The sequence below is a fragment of the Phenylobacterium sp. genome, assembly GCF_036723115.1.
In the GTDB taxonomy this organism is placed as follows: domain Bacteria; phylum Pseudomonadota; class Alphaproteobacteria; order Caulobacterales; family Caulobacteraceae; genus Phenylobacterium.
Window position 1 is genome coordinate 1 of record NZ_DAIMHV010000216.1, and the last position, 3,024, is coordinate 3,024.

Sequence of the window (3,024 nt, forward strand, 5' to 3'; positions counted from 1 at the left end):
GTCAGAAGGGCCGCCGGGAAACCCCCGGCGGCCCTTTCCTTTTGCCCCAGGCTCGGCTCATCTCCGCCACGGGGTCAATGCCAGGGGCGAGACGCATGATGTGGGGGATGGGGCGAGCGGGCGTAGGGGCGATGGGTCTTGCCCTCGCCCTTCTGCTGACGGGGCAGGCCAGGGCCGAACCGGACCTGGGCGCCATGACCGCCGGCGAACGGATCGCCTTCACCAAGGCCCTGCCCAAGGGCGGCGAGCTGCACAATCACATCTCCGGGGCGGTCTTTCCCGAGACCCTTCTGGGCTGGGCGGCCGAGGACGGCCTGTGCGTCCATCTGGCCGATCTGGCGTTGGCGCCGCCGCCCTGCGAGGGCGAGCTGTTGCGCCCGGCGGCTGAGGCGGTGGGCGACGAAGAGCTCTATTCGGCCCTGCTCGACAGCTTCAGCACCCGCAAGCCAAGCTTCCGCGACCGCTCCGGCCATGACCAGTTCTTCGGCGTCTTCGGCCGCATCGGCGCCACCACCTCTCAGAGGGCCGGCGACATGCTGGCCGTGGTGATGGACGATCTGGCCCATCAGAACACCTTCTATCTGGAGGCCATGGTCACGCCCCAGGGCCGGGCCGCCGCGGCGCTGGGGCTTCAGGTGGGCCTGCGGGCCGACCTGGGCGAAATGCAGGATGCGCTGGAGGCCGCGGGCCTGGGCGATCTGGTTTCAGCGGCGGTGGCCAGCACCGACGCCCTCGAGGCCCGCGCCCGCCAGGTGCTGGGGTGCGAAACGCCGGCGCCGCGGCCCGGCTGCCAGGTCACTGTCCGCTACTTGGTTCAGACCAGCCGCGTCCTGCCGCCGGAAGCCACCTTCGCCCAGCTGGCCCTGGGGGTGGCCCTGGTGGAGGCCGACCCCCGCTGGGTGGGCCTGCAGATGGTGGCCCCGGAAGACCACCCCGTCGCCCTGGCCAACTACCGCCTGCACATGGAGATGGTGGGGCATCTCTCCGGGCAGGGCCGGACGACGCCCGTGGCCCTCCACGCTGGCGAGCTCACCTTTAACTATGCGCCGCCCGAGCATATGCGTGACCACATCGCCCAGGCCGTGCGGGTGGCCGGCGCCCGGCGCATCGGCCATGGGGTGGCCCTGCCGCATGAGACGGGCGCCGAAGCCCTGGCTGCGGAGATGGCCGAGAAAGGCGTGCTGGTGGAGATCAACCTCACCTCCAACGCCGTGATCCTGGAGCTTGGCCCCCACAACCATCCCTATGGCTGGCTGATCGCCCGCGGCGTGCCCACCAGCTTCTCCACCGATGATGCGGGCCTTCTGCGGATCGATCTGTCGCATGAATATGAGCGCGCCCACGCCTATGGCGCGACCTATGGCGACCTGAAGCGCTCGGCGCGCAACGCCCTGGCCTTCTCCTTCCTGGCGGGGGAGGGGCTTTGGAGCGATCCCGGGCGCTATCAGCGTCCTGACCCCGCCTGCCGTGGTCAGATCGGCGCGCCCGAGCCCAGGGGCGCCTGTGCGGACTTGGTGGCCCGAAGCGACAAGGCCCGGGAACAGTGGCGCCATGAGGCCCTGCTGGCGGCCTTCGAGGCGCAGCGCGGCCTGGCCCGCCGAAGATGACCGTCAGGTCATGACCTCGAATTAAGCTGCCTTGGCGCAGGCCCGCCGCTAGCCTCTCTCCAAGGTTCAGACAAAGGGGAGGGGGCGCATGACCCACTCAATTCTCGGGCTTGGCCTGGCGGCGGCGGGGCTCGCCCTGGCCGGGGCCGCCCAGGCCGCCACCGTCGAGGTCAAGGATGCCGTGGCCCGCGTGATCGTCGTTCCGGAGGATCGCTCGGATGTGCGGGTGGACATTGTCGCCACCCATCCGAACCTGCCCCTTCAGGTGCGCAGCCGGGACGGCCGGGTGATCGTCGATGGGGATCTCTCGCGCCGCGTGCGCAACTGCCGCGGCTCGGGCCAGCGCGCCTCGGTCACGGTGAGCGGGGTGGGCGAGGTGGCCTATGCCGACATGCCACAGGTTGTGATCCGCACCCCCCGGGCGGTGGACGTCTCGGTCAGCGGCGCGGTTCACGGCGCCGTGGGCCGCAGCCAGAGCGTGCGGCTGGCCAATACCGGCTGCGGAGACTGGAAGATCGCCAACACCGACGGCGAGCTGCGCTTGGCCCTGGCGGGCTCTGGCGACATGGCCGCGGGCTCCGCCGGCGCCGCCGACCTGCGGGTGGCGGGATCTGGCGACATATCGACTCAGCGCCTGACCGGACCCGTGCGTGTGGATATCGCCGGCTCCGGCGACGTGTCGGTGGCCGAGATCCGCAGCCCCAGCCTGCAGGCGCGCATCGCCGGCTCCGGCCAGGTGGATGTGGACGCCGGCGCCGTGGACGCCCTGGACGCCACCATCGCTGGTTCCGGCGATGTCCGCTTCGACGGGGTGGCCGGGCAGGTCAAGGCCAGCATCGCCGGCTCCGGCGACGTGCGCGTGCGCGAGGTGACCGGCCCCGTGCAGAAGTCGGCCCTGGGCTCAGGCGCGGTGATCGTCCAAAAGGCGCCCTGAGGGACGTCTTGGCGGCCAGCGCCCCTTGACGGGAGCGAGTCGCATGGGTATTTACCCGCCTCCTGTTGGACCGGCTGTGCGACGCAAGTTGCAGACGCGGTTCGCAGAACGACCTGAGGCAGTTGTCATTCGCAGCGTTCTTGGGGTGGCCCTCGCCATTTGGCGCGGGTCGTATTCGTTTTTGCGGGCTACGCGTACGGCGCTTCTCGAAAGAGGGCTCCGGAGTTGGTCTTTGAAATGGTCAAAGTCACGCGGGCGGACCGCCGTCTGTAGGGAAAACAAAGAGCGATATGGATCGTCAGAACATCCGCATCCGGCTCAAAGCCTTCGATCATCGCGTGCTGGACCATTCCACTCGCGAGATCGTCAATACGGCTAAGCGCACCGGCGCCACCGTCAGGGGTCCTATTCCCCTGCCGACCCTCATTGAGAAATTCACCGTCAACCGTTCGCCGCACATCGACAAGAAGTCGCGCGAGCAGT

The 3,024-nt window shown here is 69.4% G+C and carries 3 protein-coding genes; all 3 read left to right on the plus strand.

Annotation, left to right across the window (positions count from 1 at the left end; genetic code table 11):
- The first annotated feature begins 131 nt into the window (after positions 1 to 131).
- Positions 132 to 1,607, plus strand: coding sequence for an adenosine deaminase (locus V7D28_RS14615; protein ID WP_333588115.1), 1,476 nt, complete (start codon positions 132 to 134; stop codon positions 1,605 to 1,607).
- A gap of 88 nt (positions 1,608 to 1,695) precedes the next feature.
- Positions 1,696 to 2,541: a GIN domain-containing protein gene (locus V7D28_RS14620; protein WP_333588116.1), complete on the plus strand. Its 846-nt coding sequence runs from the start codon at positions 1,696 to 1,698 to the stop codon at positions 2,539 to 2,541.
- Between the two features lie 290 nt (positions 2,542 to 2,831).
- The coding region (gene rpsJ / locus V7D28_RS14625) for a 30S ribosomal protein S10 (protein ID WP_333588117.1) at positions 2,832 to 3,024 on the plus strand (193 nt) is incomplete at its 3' end.